The sequence below is a fragment of the Nocardiopsis eucommiae genome, from assembly GCF_965344335.1.
In the GTDB taxonomy this organism is placed as follows: Bacteria; Actinomycetota; Actinomycetes; order Streptosporangiales; family Streptosporangiaceae; genus Nocardiopsis; species Nocardiopsis eucommiae.
In genome coordinates, this window is record NZ_CBDRIY010000007.1 from 1 (window position 1) to 12,329 (window position 12,329).

Here is a 12,329-nt window from a genome sequence, read left to right on the forward strand (position 1 = left end):
GGCGGCACCCACCTCGGCCTCGGGCCGGTCCAGGTCGGCGGCCGGGCGGGCGGCGGCGAACGCGGCCAGCGCCCGCGCCTGCGCCGCCGCCTCCCGCGCCGCCCGCTGCTGCGCGGCGCGCGCCGCCTGCAGGTGGTCGGCGCCGGCCTCCAGCAGACCGGCCAGCCGGGCCGTCTCCGGCGCCACCTCCACCGGCTCGCGCACAACTTCCACCAGCACCGTCCGGCGCGGGATCAGCAACTCCACCCGCAGCGGCCGGACGTTGTCCTCCAACCACTTCGACAGGCCGGCCTCAACCACCGAGACACGGGCCTCGGGCGGAGCCGGCGGCAAATCGAACACGTGTTCGATGGTAGGCCACGAGCAGCGTCCTGACCAGGTGAGACGCCACCTGTGGACGGGGACGACCGCTGTGGAGGGCCAGCCCCTCGCCGAACGCCTTCCGGGCGACGATCCGTCCCATGACCGGCCCCGGACAGCACAGTGGGGGGGGGGAGGGGGGGGGGATGGGGGGGGGTGGGGAGAGCCACCCCCCCGCTTCTCCCTGGTGCGGTCGGAGCTGAGGTCGGGGATCAACACGATCCTCACCTGGATCACCTACGCCCTGTTCCCGATCGGTGCGCTGCTCGTCTACAGCCAGCTGTTCATGAACGGGCAGGTCGCGTTGGACGAACCGGTGTCCGGCGGGATCTCGGGACCGCTGGCGGACGCCCTGCGCGGCATGGTCGCGGCGTTGGTGTCGATGATCCCCGAGGGGCTCATCCTCCTCACGAGCATCGCGTTCGCGGTGGGCGTGATCCGGTTGGGCCGCCATCGCTGCCTGGTGCAGGAACTGCCCGCGATCGAGGGCCTGGCCCGGGTGGACGTGGTGTGCACGGACAAGACCGGCACGCTGACCGAGGTCGGCATGCGGCTGGCCGAGATCCGCGATCTGGGCGGTGCGGCCTCGCCGACCCCGGTCCTGGCCGCGCTGGCCGCGAGCGACCCGGATCCGAACCCGAGCATGGCCGCGATCTCCGAGGGGTGCGCGGCCAACGGTCAGGAGACGCCCGACTGGGCCGTGACCGCCCTGGCACCCTTCTCCTCCGCCCGTAAGTGGAGCGGGGCGAGCCTGTTGACTCCGGAGGGAGAACGGCACTGGGTGCTCGGTGCCGCCGACGTCCTGGCCGCGCCGAACTCCCCCGCCGCCGAGGAGGCCGCCCGTCTGGGCGCCCAGGGCCTGCGGGTGCTGTTGCTGGCGCGGGCCTCGGTCCGGGTGGACGACGAGTGCGCCCCGGGAACGGTGGAGCCGGTGTCGCTGGTGGTGCTGGACCAGCGGGTGCGCGGGGACGCCGGGCCGACCCTGGACTACTTCGCCGACCAGGGCGTGGACGTCAAGGTCGTCTCCGGTGACCACGCGGCCTCGGTGGGCGCGGTCGGCCGTGAGCTGGGCCTGTCCGGCGCGGACCGTCCGGTGGACGCGCGGGACCTGCCCCGGGGCCCCGAGGAGTTGGCGCGGGAGGTGGAGCGGCACTCGGCGTTCGGCCGGGTCACCCCCGAGCGCAAGCGCGACATGGTGCGCGGACTGCGCGACCGGGGGCACACCGTGGCGATGACCGGTGACGGCGTCAACGACGTGCTCGCGCTCAAGGAGGCCGACATCGGCGTGGCGATGGGCTCGGGCAGCCCCGCCTCGCGTTCCGTCGCCCAACTGGTCCTGCTGGACAACCGCTTCGCGGTCCTGCCCCGCGTGGTGGCGGAGGGCCGCCGGGTGATCGGCAACATCGAGCGGGTGGCCAGCCTGTTCCTGACCAAGACCGTCTACACGATGACGCTGGCGATCATCGTGGGCCTGCTGGCGGTGGCCTACCCCTTCTTCCCCAGGCACGCCACGCTGATCAACGCGGTCACCTTCGGCATCCCGTCGTTCTTCCTGGCCCTGGCGCCCAACACCGACATCGCCCGGCCGGGGTTCGTCCTGCGCACGTTGCGGCTGGCGATCCCCTCGGGGGTGGTGGCGGGGCTGGCCGCGGTGACGACCTACCTGCTGGTGCTCGGCGGGCGCACGGTCCCGGACCCGGCGGACCGCACGGCGGTGGTCATCACGTTGTGCGCGACCACCCTGTGGGTGCTGCTGTTGGTGGCCAAACCGTACGTGTGGTGGAAGGTCGCGCTGGTCGGGTCCATGGTGGGCCTCCTGACCCTGGCCATGGTGACACCGTGGGGACGCTGGTTCTTCGACCTCGACGTGAGCGACCCGACCAAGGTCCTGACCGGGCTGGCCGTGGCCGGGGTGGCGATCGTGGCGATCACGGTGATCCGGTTCGTGGACGACCGGATGACGGCCCGGGCGGACGCCCGTCGGGTTCCGGCGGACGACCAGCGGGCCCGGGCGGACGTCTGACGGGTTCGGGTACCACCTCGTGGCCGGTCAGCGTGGGAACTGTTCAGGGCCGGTGCCGAGCCGGGATCCTGGGTGCGCCACGTGTCTGGATCGACAGGAGCCACATTGAGCATCCCGAACACGCACATCCGCGCCGTGCTGGACGGCTATCTGGAGCGCTTCCCCAAGGAAGTCGACGCGGCCGCCCCCCTGGTGCGGGCCTTGGACGGTGAGCACGAGCTCTCCTCGCCCAAGGAACTCCGTGTGGGACACGTGACCGCGGGGGCCGTGGTCCTCGACCCGTGCTGGCGGGTGCTGATGGTCCGCGAGGACGACCGGGGCCCCTGGCTCCTGCCGGGCGGGCACCTGACCGACGGGGACGGTGCCCTGGACGAGGCCTCGCTGAGCCGTCTGACAGAGGCGACCGGTCTGTCTCCGGACCGGGTCGAGTCGGCCCGCACGGGGTCGGACACGCACGCGCTCCCGCTGGACCTGGACGTCCACGGCGTCCCTGAGGACGAGGGCCGGGGCGAGCCGGAGCACGTGCACTTCGGTTTCCTGTACCTGTACCGGGCGACGGCCGCCACGGTGCCAGCGCGAGGCGGGGACTCCGACGCGCTCGCCTGGCGACCCCACACGGACGTGCCCTCCGCGAGACTGGCGGCGAAGATCTCCCAGACACTGGCCGCTTCGAGAACGGCGGCCCAGCGCGTCTGAACCCGACGTTGATTCATCGCCAGAACTGAATATGATCGTCGCATGACGATGAATAAGGGTGGGCAGGGGGCCTGCGCGGACTCCGGTCTGGACGCCGCCGAGGCCCTCTTCCACAGTCTCTCCGACGGGACCCGGCTGGCGATCGTGCGTCGCCTGGCACGAGGTGAGGCGCGGGTGACCGACCTCGTGGACCAGCTGGGCCTGGCCCAGTCCACGGTCTCCAAGCACGTGTCGTGCCTGCGCGACTGCGGCCTGGTCGAGGGGCGTCCCGAGGGGCGCCAGGTGTTCTACTCGCTCAGTCGCCCCGAGCTGATCACCCTGCTCGCCGCCGCGGAGACCCTCCTGGCGGCGACCGGGAACGCGGTCGCCCTGTGCCCCACCTACGGCACCGACGGCGTCCGGTGAGCGATACCTGCTGCGGCGACGCCCCGCCCGTGCCAACGTCAGGCCCCCCGGAACCCACCCGGCTCGGGCAGGTGACCGAGATCCGCTTCGCCTCCGTCGCCGCGCCCCTGCTGCTCACCGGGTACGCGGCGGGGTGGTGGGGCGCCCCCGAGCCCCTCGTCCTCCTGCTGAAGACCGCCGCCCTGGCCGTCGCGGCCTGGACCTTCGTCCCCTCCGCCCTGCGCCGCCTGGTCGGTTCCGGCCCTTTCCGGGACCGGATCGGCGTGGGCACCCTGATGACCCTGGCCGCTGCCGGCGCCGTGGCCCTGGGCGAGGTGGGGGAGGCGGCGATGCTGGCCGTGCTGTTCACCGTCGCGGAGGGCCTGGAGGGGTACGCCGTCGCGCGCACCCGGCGCGGCCTGCGCGCGCTGCTGGACCTGGTTCCCGCGCGGGCGACCGTGCTGCGCGACGGGATCGAGCACACCGTCTCCCCCGACCAGCTTCGCCCGGGACAGACCCTCGTGCTGCGGCCGGGTGAACGGCTGGCCACCGACGGTGTGATCGCCGCCGGGTACACCAGCCTGGACACCTCGGCCATCACCGGGGAGTCCGTGCCCGTGGAAGCGGGACCGGGCGAAGCCGTGTACGCGGGCTCGGTCAACGGCACCGGTCCACTGGAGATCACCGTGACCGCCGACGCCGAGGACAACTCCCTGGCGCGCGTGGTGCGCGTCGTGGAGGCGGAGCAGGCCCGCAAGGGTCAGGGGCAGCGGCTGGCCGACCGGGTCGCCCGGCCGCTGGTGCCCGGAGTGATGGTCGCGGCCGTGCTGGTGGCGTTGGTCGGATCGGTCGTGGGCGACCCCCTGACCTGGATCGAACGCGCGCTGGTCGTCCTGGTGGCGGCCTCCCCCTGCGCACTCGCGATCTCCGTTCCGGTGACCGTGGTGGCCGCCGTCGGAGCCGCCTCACGCCAGGGCGCCCTGGTCAAGGGCGGTGCCGCGCTGGAGGCGATGGGCGGGGTCCGGGTGGTCGCCCTGGACAAGACCGGAACCCTCACCCGGAACGCGCCCGCCGTCATGGAGGTGGTGCCCGCCCCCGGGCACACGCCGGAGCGGGTGCTGGCCCTGGCGTCGGGGCTGGAGGCGCGCAGCGAACACCCCCTGGCCCGGGCGGTGCTCGCCGCGCACCCCTCACCCCCTCCGGCCGAGGACGTCCGCGCGGTGCCCGGCCACGGGCTGACCGGCCGGGTGGCGGGCGCGCGGGTGCGGCTGGGCCGACCCGGCTGGGTCACCCCGGGTCCCCTGCACGGCGAGGTCGAGCGCCTGCTGGGAGCCGGGGCCACCGTGGTCCTGCTGGAGGAGGACGGCCGCGTGGCGGGCGCGCTCGCTGTCCGCGACGAGCCCCGTCCCGAGGCCGCCGAGGTGGTCGCGGCCCTGCGCCGCTCCGGGCACCGCGTGGCCATGCTGACCGGAGACCACCCCGTCACGGCGCGCGCGGTGGCCGTCGAGGTCGGGATCGCGCCGGAGGAGGTGTACGCCGGGCTGCTGCCCGAGGACAAGGCCCGGGTGGTCGGTGACCTGCGCGCCGGGGGCCCGGTGGCCATGGTCGGTGACGGGGTCAACGACGCCCCCGCCCTGGCCGGGGCCGACCTGGGAGTGGCCATGGGTGCGATGGGCACCGACGTGGCCGTGGAGACCGCCGACGTCGCCCTGATGGGTGAGGACCTGCGCCACCTGCCCGCGGTGCTGGACCACGCGCACCGTTGCCGGACGATCATGTGGCAGAGCGTCGGGCTGTCGCTGGCGATCATCGTCGGCCTGGTGCCGTTGGCGTTGTTCGGCGTGCTGGGTCTGGCGGCGGTGGTCCTGGTGCACGAACTCGCGGAGGTGGTGGTGATCGCCAACGGCCTGCGCGCCGGGCGACGCGGACCCGCGATCGGCCGCGGAGCGGGGGCTCCCGGTTCTCCGGCCGTCCGGGAGGGGGACCTCCACGACTCCGACCGCGTCGGATCGCCGTCCCGGAGCGACTGAACCGCCCGCGCCCGTGGCGAAAGGCCGGGGTTCGGACGGCAGAGGGCTCAGAGGCTCCGGTAGTAGTGCACCACCGGTGCGGCCACGAACCCGGCCCTCTCGTAGACGGCGCGCGCGGGGGCGTGGGCGTCGTCGCCGCCGGTCCTGATCACGGCCACCGCCATGCCCTCCTCCCGGATGCGCTCCACCGCGAACTCCGTGAGCGCCGTGCCGGTGCCCCGCCCCTGCTGGTCGGGGTGGACCCCCAGCAGGTGGACCAGGCCGGTGCCGCCCGCCCGGTCGAGTCGGACGGTGACGAACCCGGCCACGCGGTCGGTCACGGCCACCCACGCCGCCGCCTCCGCCGAGTCCAGGTCCTCCCCGACGTCACGCGCGTGCGACCGCCGCCAGTCCCCGTGGACCCGTCGGTGCAGACTCGGGCCCAGGGTGCGCGCCAGCGCGGTGTGGGCGGGTTCCCACGCGCGCAGGGCGAGGTCGACCACCGCGTCGCGGTCGCCGGGTTCGTAGGGCCGGATCCTGATCTCCATGGGTCGCAGCGTAGCCACGCCGTCCGGGGGCGACCAGGGGTTTTCCACCGTGCGCGGTACGGTGGCGCCGAACTCGGAGCGAAGGAGCCCATGATGGTGGACGAGACCGACCTGCGTCACCTGCGCCGCGCGGTGGACCTGGCCGCGGAGGCCCTGGACCGGGGTGACGAGCCGTTCGGTTCGGTGCTGGTGGGCGCGGACGGCACGGTGCTGTTCGAGGACCACAACCACGTGGCTGGGGGCGACGCCACCCAGCATCCGGAGTTCGCGATCGCCCGCTGGGCCGCCGAGCACCTGTCCGCCGACGAGCGCGCCTCGGCCACCGTCTACACCTCGGGTGAGCACTGCCCGATGTGCTCGGCCGCCCACGCCTGGGTGGAGCTGGGGCGCATCGTGTACGCCAGTTCGGCGGAGCAGTTGGGCACCTGGCTGGCGGAGTGGGGGGTCGCGGCCGGTCCGGTGCGGGCGCTGTCCGTGAACGAGGTGGCTCCCGGGATTCCGGTGGACGGCCCGGTGGAGCACCTCAGCGAGGAGGTCCGGGGGCTGCACGCCCGTCTGCACGGACGCGCCGCACGGCCCTGAAGCCGGGCGCGTGGCCCACCGCATGATCGAACGTGATCGAAACGATCAGTGCTGGTGGGCCACGCGCTCCGGGGTCCGACACACCGCGACACGGCCGCGAACGGTCAGCCCTCCCTGATGGTCATCCGGGCGATCCGGTCCCCCTCGACGCGGAACGCGAAGGAACTCAGCCCGTTGGCGTGCTGGGACCTCCAGTCACCCACCACGGTGACCCCGTCCGGGGTGGTTTCGGCCGAGCGCACGTCCAGCACCCCCCGGGCCCCGATGAACTCCACGTCGCTCCACTGGCGGATGGCCTCACGGCCCCGGAACTCCCGCCCCCAGTCGTCCACCACCCCGTCCGGGGTGAAGGAGTCCAGGAAGCCCTGTTCGTCATGGTCGTTGACCCGGTCGACGAACGACGCGACCGGCTCGGGGATGCTCACGGTCATGGTGCTCCTCCGGTTCGTACGGACCCTGGTGGTCCACTCCCCGAGGATGCTCGCAGTCCACTGGTCTACCGAGTGTCGACGGCGATCCAAGGCCGGGCAAACACCTCCCGCGCCTCACACGGTCGGGCGCGCGGCCGGGCTAGCCTCCCGGCGACCGCTCGTGTACGGAAGGAGCCGGGGATGCGTGGTCGACCGGGGCTCTCGCACCCCCTGGTGGCGTTCCTGGCCGCCTCGGTGCTGCTGCACTTCGCGTATCCGCTGACCCTGCGCGGACAGCTGTGGGAGATGCTGTACACCCTGCTGTACCCGACGGTGGTCTTCCTGGGCGTGCGCGTGGTGCGGCCCCGGGGCCAGCGCCTGGTCCCCGTGGCCGTGCTCTCCGTGGTCTTCCTGGTGTCCGGCTTCTGGGCGGCCCTGCACCCCGAGGTCCCCACCGCGCGCCTCGGTCTGTTCTGCGCCGTCGTGCTGTTCCAGGGCTACCTGATCCTGGAGCTGCTCACGTTCGTGTTCACCTACCGGTGGCGGCACCAGGGTGAGCGGGGCCCGCAGCTGATCCTCGCGGCGATCTGCGCCTACCTGCTCCTGGGCGGGGTGTTCGCGGCGATGTTCGGGATCGTGGAGGCCCTGTGGCCGGGTGCCTTCGAGGACTCCCTGGCCCGGGGAACGCCGGTGGACTGGCAGGACCTCACCTACCTGAGCTTCGTCACCCTGGTCACCCTCGGCTACGGCGACCTGGTGCCGGTCACCCCGTGGGCCCGGTCGCTGGCCACCGCCGAGGCGGTGGCGGGGACCCTGTTCCTGACCACGGTGATCGCCCGCATCGTGGGCGCCTACGTGTCGGTCTCCGAGTCCGGGCGGGACCCCGGGACCGGATCCGGGTGACCGGGGTCAGTTCCGGTCCTCGTCCTCGGGCTCGAACCGGCCCTGGATGACACGGCCCCGGTCGGGGGCGGACCGGTCACCGGCCGAGCCCGACGTGCCTCCGGGGGCGGTGCCGAACGGGTTCGCGGGCCCACCGGCGGGTCCGCCGGGGCCGAAGGGCGACTGGTTCGGGATGGTGGCGCCGCGCGCGGCGAACTCCTCGTTCACGCGCTCCTGCATCTTCCTCATCCGGCGGGCCGCCCACCCGGCGAACACCCACCGCAGGGCGGGCCGGGTGACCGGAGTGGCCAGCAGCAGGCCGACCGCCGCGGTGAGGAACCCCGGGATGACCAGCAGGATGCCGCCCGCCATGAGCATCAGCGGGTCGAGCAGGCCCTTGCGCGGCTGTTCTCCGGTCCGCATCGCCTCGTCGGCCTCCTGGACGACCTCGCGGAAGGCGCGGCCGGTGTGCCGCAGCACGGCCACGCCCAGGATCATCAGGGAGACCAGCGCCGCCAGTGTCCACGGCACGCCGATCTGTCCGCCCACCCAGATCATCAGGCCCACCTCAAGGAAGGGCAGTGCCATCAGCGCCAGCACCATCAGCAGCGGCATCGCGAATCATCCTCAGTGTCGTGGACCGGAGTCGGGTCTCCCTTGATGGGGAGAACGTACCCGTGACGTGAATGGTTCCCGGTCCGGGAGCTCCCACGCTCGGTGCGCGCCCCGGATCCGGCCCCGTGGCGGGGACCGCTCACGCGGTGGGAGGCACGGTCCGGGACCTGCGGGAGGCGACGACCGAGGCGACCACCGCGCCCAGGCCGAGCGCGGCGAGCAGGGCCTCGGGGACCGCGCCCAGTCGGGTGGCCACCGTGGGGCCCTCCATGGCGGTGAGCTCAGCGACGTTGATGTCGCGCACGGCCTCGGGTGACTCGTAGGCGATCCGGCCGTCCGGATCGACGACGGCGCTGACCCCGCTGGTGGAGACCACCACGGCCGGGCGTCCGTGCTCGACGGCGCGCAGCTGGGTGATGGCCAGCTGCTGGTGCGACTGTCCGGTGAAGTTGTAGTTGGCGTTGTTGGTGGGGATCACGATGATCCCGCCGCCCGCCGCCACGGAGTCGCGCACCGACGGGTCGAAGGCCACGTCGAAGCAGATGCCCACGGCCAGCGTGGTGCCGCCGATGTCCAGGGCCCCGGGTTCGGTGCCGGGGATGGCGTCCGAGCTGACCTGGCTGAGGCGGGAGACGAACCGGGTGAAGAAGTCGCGGTAGGGGATGTACTCGCCGAACGGGACCAGGTAACGCTTGTCGTAGGAGTCGCCCGGACCGGTCTCCGGGTCCCACACCAGGCTCTGCACGTAGCGTGTGCCGTCGTCGTTGAACCGGCTGAGCCCCCACAGGAGGGGCGCTCCCGCCTCCTGGGCGGCCTCGTCGATGGTCCGCGCCGCCTCGGGGTCCCGGAAGGGGTCGATGTCGCTGGCGTTCTCCGGCAGGAGCACGAGGTCGGGCTGGGGGTACTCGCCCGCCCGGACCGCCTCGGCCAGTTCCTGGACTCCGTCGGCGTGGTTCTGGAGCACCTCGGCGCGCTCTCCGAGGATGGAGATCTCACCGACGTTCGGCACGTTGCCCTGGACCATGCCGACGGTGACGGTCTCCACGGGCGCGGGGCGACCGATCGCCGGGGCCACGAGACCGCCCAGGACGATGGCGGCGCTGGTGGCCAGGCCCAGGGCCGGGAGGAGCACGCGCGCGCGGCCTCGGGCCGACACGGCGCGCAGAACGGTCCAGACCAGCATGGCGCCGGTCAGGGCGACGACGAAGGAGACGAGCGGTGAGGACCCCAGGGCCGCGTATCCCACGAAGGGCGTGTCCGGCTGCGCGAAGGCGAGTTTGCCCCAGGAGAAGCCGCCGAACGGCCACCGTGCGCGCACGGCCTCCTGGACCACCCACAGGGCGGCGGTCCACACGGGCCAGTAGGGCAGGCGTGCGACCAGCGACAGGCCCATGGCCATGGGCAGGAAGTAGGCGGTCTCCAGGGCGGCGATGCCCAGCCACACGTCGACGCCGAAGATGGCCTGCCAGTGGACGAGCGGAACCATGAGCGTGGCGCCGGACAGGGCGCCCAGCCAGGCGGCGCGGCGCACGCGGGTCCCGCACACGGCGAGGAGGAGGAGCGCGGCGCTGAGCGGGCCGAGCCACCAGAGGCCGTAGGGCGGGAGCGCGAAGAGCTGGGCGAGGCCCGATCCGACGGCGGCCAGGATCCTCAGGACGAGGTCGAGGCGCCCCCAGCGGTGCCCCGGGGCCAGGGGGGACCACGTCGTGGCCCGCGCCTCGGACTCCGGCGCCGTGATGCTCGGCGAGGGTCTTTCGGGGCTCGGAGCTGCCTCCGGCCCCTTCTGCTCGGCAACCACGTGGGATGCTCGCTTTCCGCTGGATTCTCAGGGTCCTCGCGGTCAGCATATTGGGGGGACGCGGAAAAGGCCCGAGCCACCCTTCGGACCGGCTCCGTCCCGTCGGCGGCGAGCTCGGAAGACCGTTGTCTACTGGATGTTCGGGCCTTTTCCGGGTCCAACCCCCCGCCCGGTCGCGGTACTCCGCCCCTCACCCGATCCCAGCTGCACCTGGCGCGTGATGCAGCGTCCAATCGGACGAGTGGGGGCCGCACAACCGGTCCGTCCAGTGCTGGACTGGTCGTTAGGTTACCCAGACTCCCCGACCGCTTGTCTCAACCCGGGCGCCGTGTCGTGGCTACCGGCCCAAGTGCTGGGAGGGGAGAGCGTGATGAACCGTGCGACAGGCTAACGCACCTGAGCCGCGCACGCCAGCTGGCCAAGGGTGGTTTGCGCATGACCGCAATCGGATCGAAACCAAAACTGCTCTGGACATTTTGATCACGATCATGTCTGATGTGATCAAGAAAACGGCCTGTTTCGATCAACTATGAACAACGGGCCTCGGTGAAGAGGTCATCGGAGGGGTCCTCGGCCCCACGACGCACCGCACACCATCGGATACGCCACACCCACCGAGCCAACGCGGGAGCTGACAGCATGGCGGAGATCGTCCTCGAGGGCGTCGACAAGATCTACGGCGGCGACGTCAAGGCCGTCGACGACCTCAACCTCCGGATCAACGACGGCGAGTTCATGGTGCTCGTCGGCCCCTCCGGCTGCGGCAAGTCCACCGCGCTGCGCATGATCGCGGGTCTGGAGGAGATCTCGGCGGGCACGCTGGTGATCGGGGACGAGATCGTCAACGACCGTCCGCCGAAGGACCGCGACATCGCGATGGTCTTCCAGAACTACGCGCTGTACCCGCACATGACCGTCGAGCAGAACCTCGCCTTCGGCCTGAAGCTGCGCAAGGTCTCCAAGGCCGAGATCGCCCGCCGCGTCGGGGAGGCCGCCGACATGCTCGGTCTGGAGCCCTACCTCAAGCGCAAGCCCGGCGCGCTCTCCGGCGGCCAGCGCCAGCGTGTGGCGATGGGCCGCGCCATCGTGCGCGAGCCGCAGGCCTTCCTCATGGACGAGCCGCTGTCGAACCTGGACGCCAAGCTCCGTGTGCAGATGCGCGCCTCCCTCAACCAGCTCCACGAGCGTCTGGGCGTCACCACCGTCTACGTCACGCACGACCAGATCGAGGCGATGACCCTCGGTGACCGGGTCGCGGTGCTGCGGGACGGCCGCCTCCAGCAGGTCGACACCCCCAAGCGCCTGTTCGACTCCCCCGTCAACCTGTTCGTGGCCGGGTTCATCGGCTCCCCGGCGATGAACTTCGTCGACGCCCAGATCTCCCGTGACGGCGACGGCGCGATCCTGAAGTTCGCCGAGCACGAGCTCCCCGTCCCGGCCTCGGTCCTCAAGGAGCGCCCGCACCTGAACGAGTACGTGGGCCGTTCGGTGATCCTGGGCATCCGCCCCTCGGACTTCAGCGACGCCGAGCTCGACGGCAACGGTGACCCGCGCATCGAGGTCACCGCCGACGTGACCGAGGAGCTGGGCACCGAGATCAACGTGATCTTCGGTATCGACGCCCCGCCCGTGCGCCACGAGGACGCGGCCGCCCTGGCCAAGGACGCCGCCGGAGACGACGAGGAGAGCGCCGAGGCCGCCCTGCCGCTGGGCGACAACCGCTCCCAGTTCACCGCCCGGGTCAGCCCGCGCAGCGGCGTGCGTCCGGGCAGCACCATCAGCCTGGCCGTGGACGTCAGCCAGCTGCACTTCTTCGACCAGGAGAGCGGCCTGGCGATCGGCCACCCCGACAACGTCTGATCCCCCGGCCCGGTCCACACCTCCCCGGGCTGACCACACGGGCGGCGTCCTCCTCCCCAGGGACGCCGCCCTTCCTCGTCCCCCGACCGCGACGAGCACGCGGGGGACGGTGCGCACGGGCGGCGGTCGTGGCTGGCACCACTCACAAACCTTCCTTCACCG

11 protein-coding genes and 1 pseudogene are annotated in these 12,329 nt (G+C 72.5%); 7 read left to right on the forward strand and 5 right to left on the reverse strand.

The window, feature by feature from the left end; translation table 11 throughout:
- Positions 1-342, reverse strand: a 342-nt coding sequence (locus ACRWK8_RS05875) for a hypothetical protein (protein ID WP_431868803.1), incomplete at its 3' end; no start/stop codon positions are given.
- A gap of 181 nt (positions 343-523) precedes the next feature.
- On the opposite strand from ACRWK8_RS05875, the pseudogene ACRWK8_RS05880 reads away from it, so the two are divergent.
- The 4 genes and pseudogenes from ACRWK8_RS05880 to ACRWK8_RS05895 all read left to right on the forward strand — a co-directional run.
- A pseudogene (locus ACRWK8_RS05880) lies at positions 524-2,383 on the forward strand (HAD-IC family P-type ATPase); the annotation flags it as partial.
- 105 nt (positions 2,384-2,488) lie between these two features.
- On the forward strand, positions 2,489-3,079 hold the full coding sequence (locus ACRWK8_RS05885) for an NUDIX domain-containing protein (protein ID WP_378744347.1): 591 nt from the start codon (positions 2,489-2,491) through the stop codon (positions 3,077-3,079).
- 42 nt (positions 3,080-3,121) lie between these two features.
- Positions 3,122-3,484, forward strand: a complete 363-nt coding sequence (locus tag ACRWK8_RS05890; protein WP_431868805.1) for an ArsR/SmtB family transcription factor — start codon at positions 3,122-3,124, stop codon at positions 3,482-3,484.
- Positions 3,481-5,493: a heavy metal translocating P-type ATPase gene (locus ACRWK8_RS05895; RefSeq protein WP_378744329.1), complete on the forward strand. Its 2,013-nt coding sequence runs from the start codon at positions 3,481-3,483 to the stop codon at positions 5,491-5,493. Before ACRWK8_RS05890 ends, ACRWK8_RS05895 begins: the two co-directional genes overlap by 4 nt.
- A gap of 47 nt (positions 5,494-5,540) precedes the next feature.
- Here the strand turns inward: ACRWK8_RS05895 and ACRWK8_RS05900 are convergent, their stop codons facing one another.
- Complete coding sequence (locus ACRWK8_RS05900) at positions 5,541-6,020, reverse strand: GNAT family N-acetyltransferase (protein WP_378744313.1); 480 nt, start codon at positions 6,018-6,020, stop codon at positions 5,541-5,543.
- Between the two features lie 93 nt (positions 6,021-6,113).
- Here ACRWK8_RS05900 and ACRWK8_RS05905 point away from each other — a divergent pair, with 93 nt between their 5' ends.
- Complete coding sequence (locus ACRWK8_RS05905; protein WP_378744407.1) at positions 6,114-6,602, forward strand: nucleoside deaminase; 489 nt, start codon at positions 6,114-6,116, stop codon at positions 6,600-6,602.
- Positions 6,603-6,706: 104 nt separating this feature from the next.
- Here the strand turns inward: ACRWK8_RS05905 and ACRWK8_RS05910 are convergent, their stop codons facing one another.
- On the reverse strand, positions 6,707-7,033 hold the full coding sequence (locus tag ACRWK8_RS05910) for a nuclear transport factor 2 family protein (RefSeq protein ID WP_431868809.1): 327 nt from the start codon (positions 7,031-7,033) through the stop codon (positions 6,707-6,709).
- 180 nt (positions 7,034-7,213) lie between these two features.
- On the opposite strand from ACRWK8_RS05910, the gene ACRWK8_RS05915 reads away from it, so the two are divergent.
- Complete coding sequence (locus ACRWK8_RS05915) at positions 7,214-7,915, forward strand: potassium channel family protein (RefSeq protein ID WP_378744281.1); 702 nt, start codon at positions 7,214-7,216, stop codon at positions 7,913-7,915.
- A gap of 6 nt (positions 7,916-7,921) precedes the next feature.
- Here the strand turns inward: ACRWK8_RS05915 and ACRWK8_RS05920 are convergent, their stop codons facing one another.
- The gene (locus tag ACRWK8_RS05920; RefSeq protein ID WP_378744273.1) at positions 7,922-8,509 is read right to left on the reverse strand and encodes an FxsA family protein; all 588 of its coding nucleotides are present in this window, start codon (positions 8,507-8,509) and stop codon (positions 7,922-7,924) included.
- 139 nt (positions 8,510-8,648) lie between these two features.
- A complete protein-coding gene (gene lnt, locus ACRWK8_RS05925) occupies positions 8,649-10,307 on the reverse strand; it encodes an apolipoprotein N-acyltransferase (RefSeq protein ID WP_378744265.1) in 1,659 nt (552 codons plus the stop codon).
- A 639-nt stretch (positions 10,308-10,946) separates the two neighbouring features.
- Here lnt and ACRWK8_RS05930 point away from each other — a divergent pair.
- Positions 10,947-12,167 (forward strand): ABC transporter ATP-binding protein, encoded by a 1,221-nt coding sequence (locus ACRWK8_RS05930; RefSeq protein ID WP_378744252.1) that lies wholly within the window; start codon positions 10,947-10,949, stop codon positions 12,165-12,167.
- The last annotated feature ends 162 nt before the right edge of the window (positions 12,168-12,329 follow it).

Bases quoted from the DNA above. Each gene is read 5' to 3' on its own strand.
- ACRWK8_RS05890 (WP_431868805.1), top strand. From the start codon at position 3,122: ATGACGATGAATAAGGGTGGGCAGGGGGCCTGCGCGGACTCCGGTCTG.
- ACRWK8_RS05900 (WP_378744313.1), bottom strand. From the start codon at position 6,020: ATGGAGATCAGGATCCGGCCCTACGAACCCGGCGACCGCGACGCGGTG.
- ACRWK8_RS05905 (WP_378744407.1), top strand. From the start codon at position 6,114: ATGGTGGACGAGACCGACCTGCGTCACCTGCGCCGCGCGGTGGACCTG.
- ACRWK8_RS05910 (WP_431868809.1), bottom strand. From the start codon at position 7,033: ATGACCGTGAGCATCCCCGAGCCGGTCGCGTCGTTCGTCGACCGGGTC.
- ACRWK8_RS05915 (WP_378744281.1), top strand. From the start codon at position 7,214: ATGCGTGGTCGACCGGGGCTCTCGCACCCCCTGGTGGCGTTCCTGGCC.
- ACRWK8_RS05920 (WP_378744273.1), bottom strand. From the start codon at position 8,509: ATGCCGCTGCTGATGGTGCTGGCGCTGATGGCACTGCCCTTCCTTGAG.
- ACRWK8_RS05930 (WP_378744252.1), top strand. From the start codon at position 10,947: ATGGCGGAGATCGTCCTCGAGGGCGTCGACAAGATCTACGGCGGCGAC.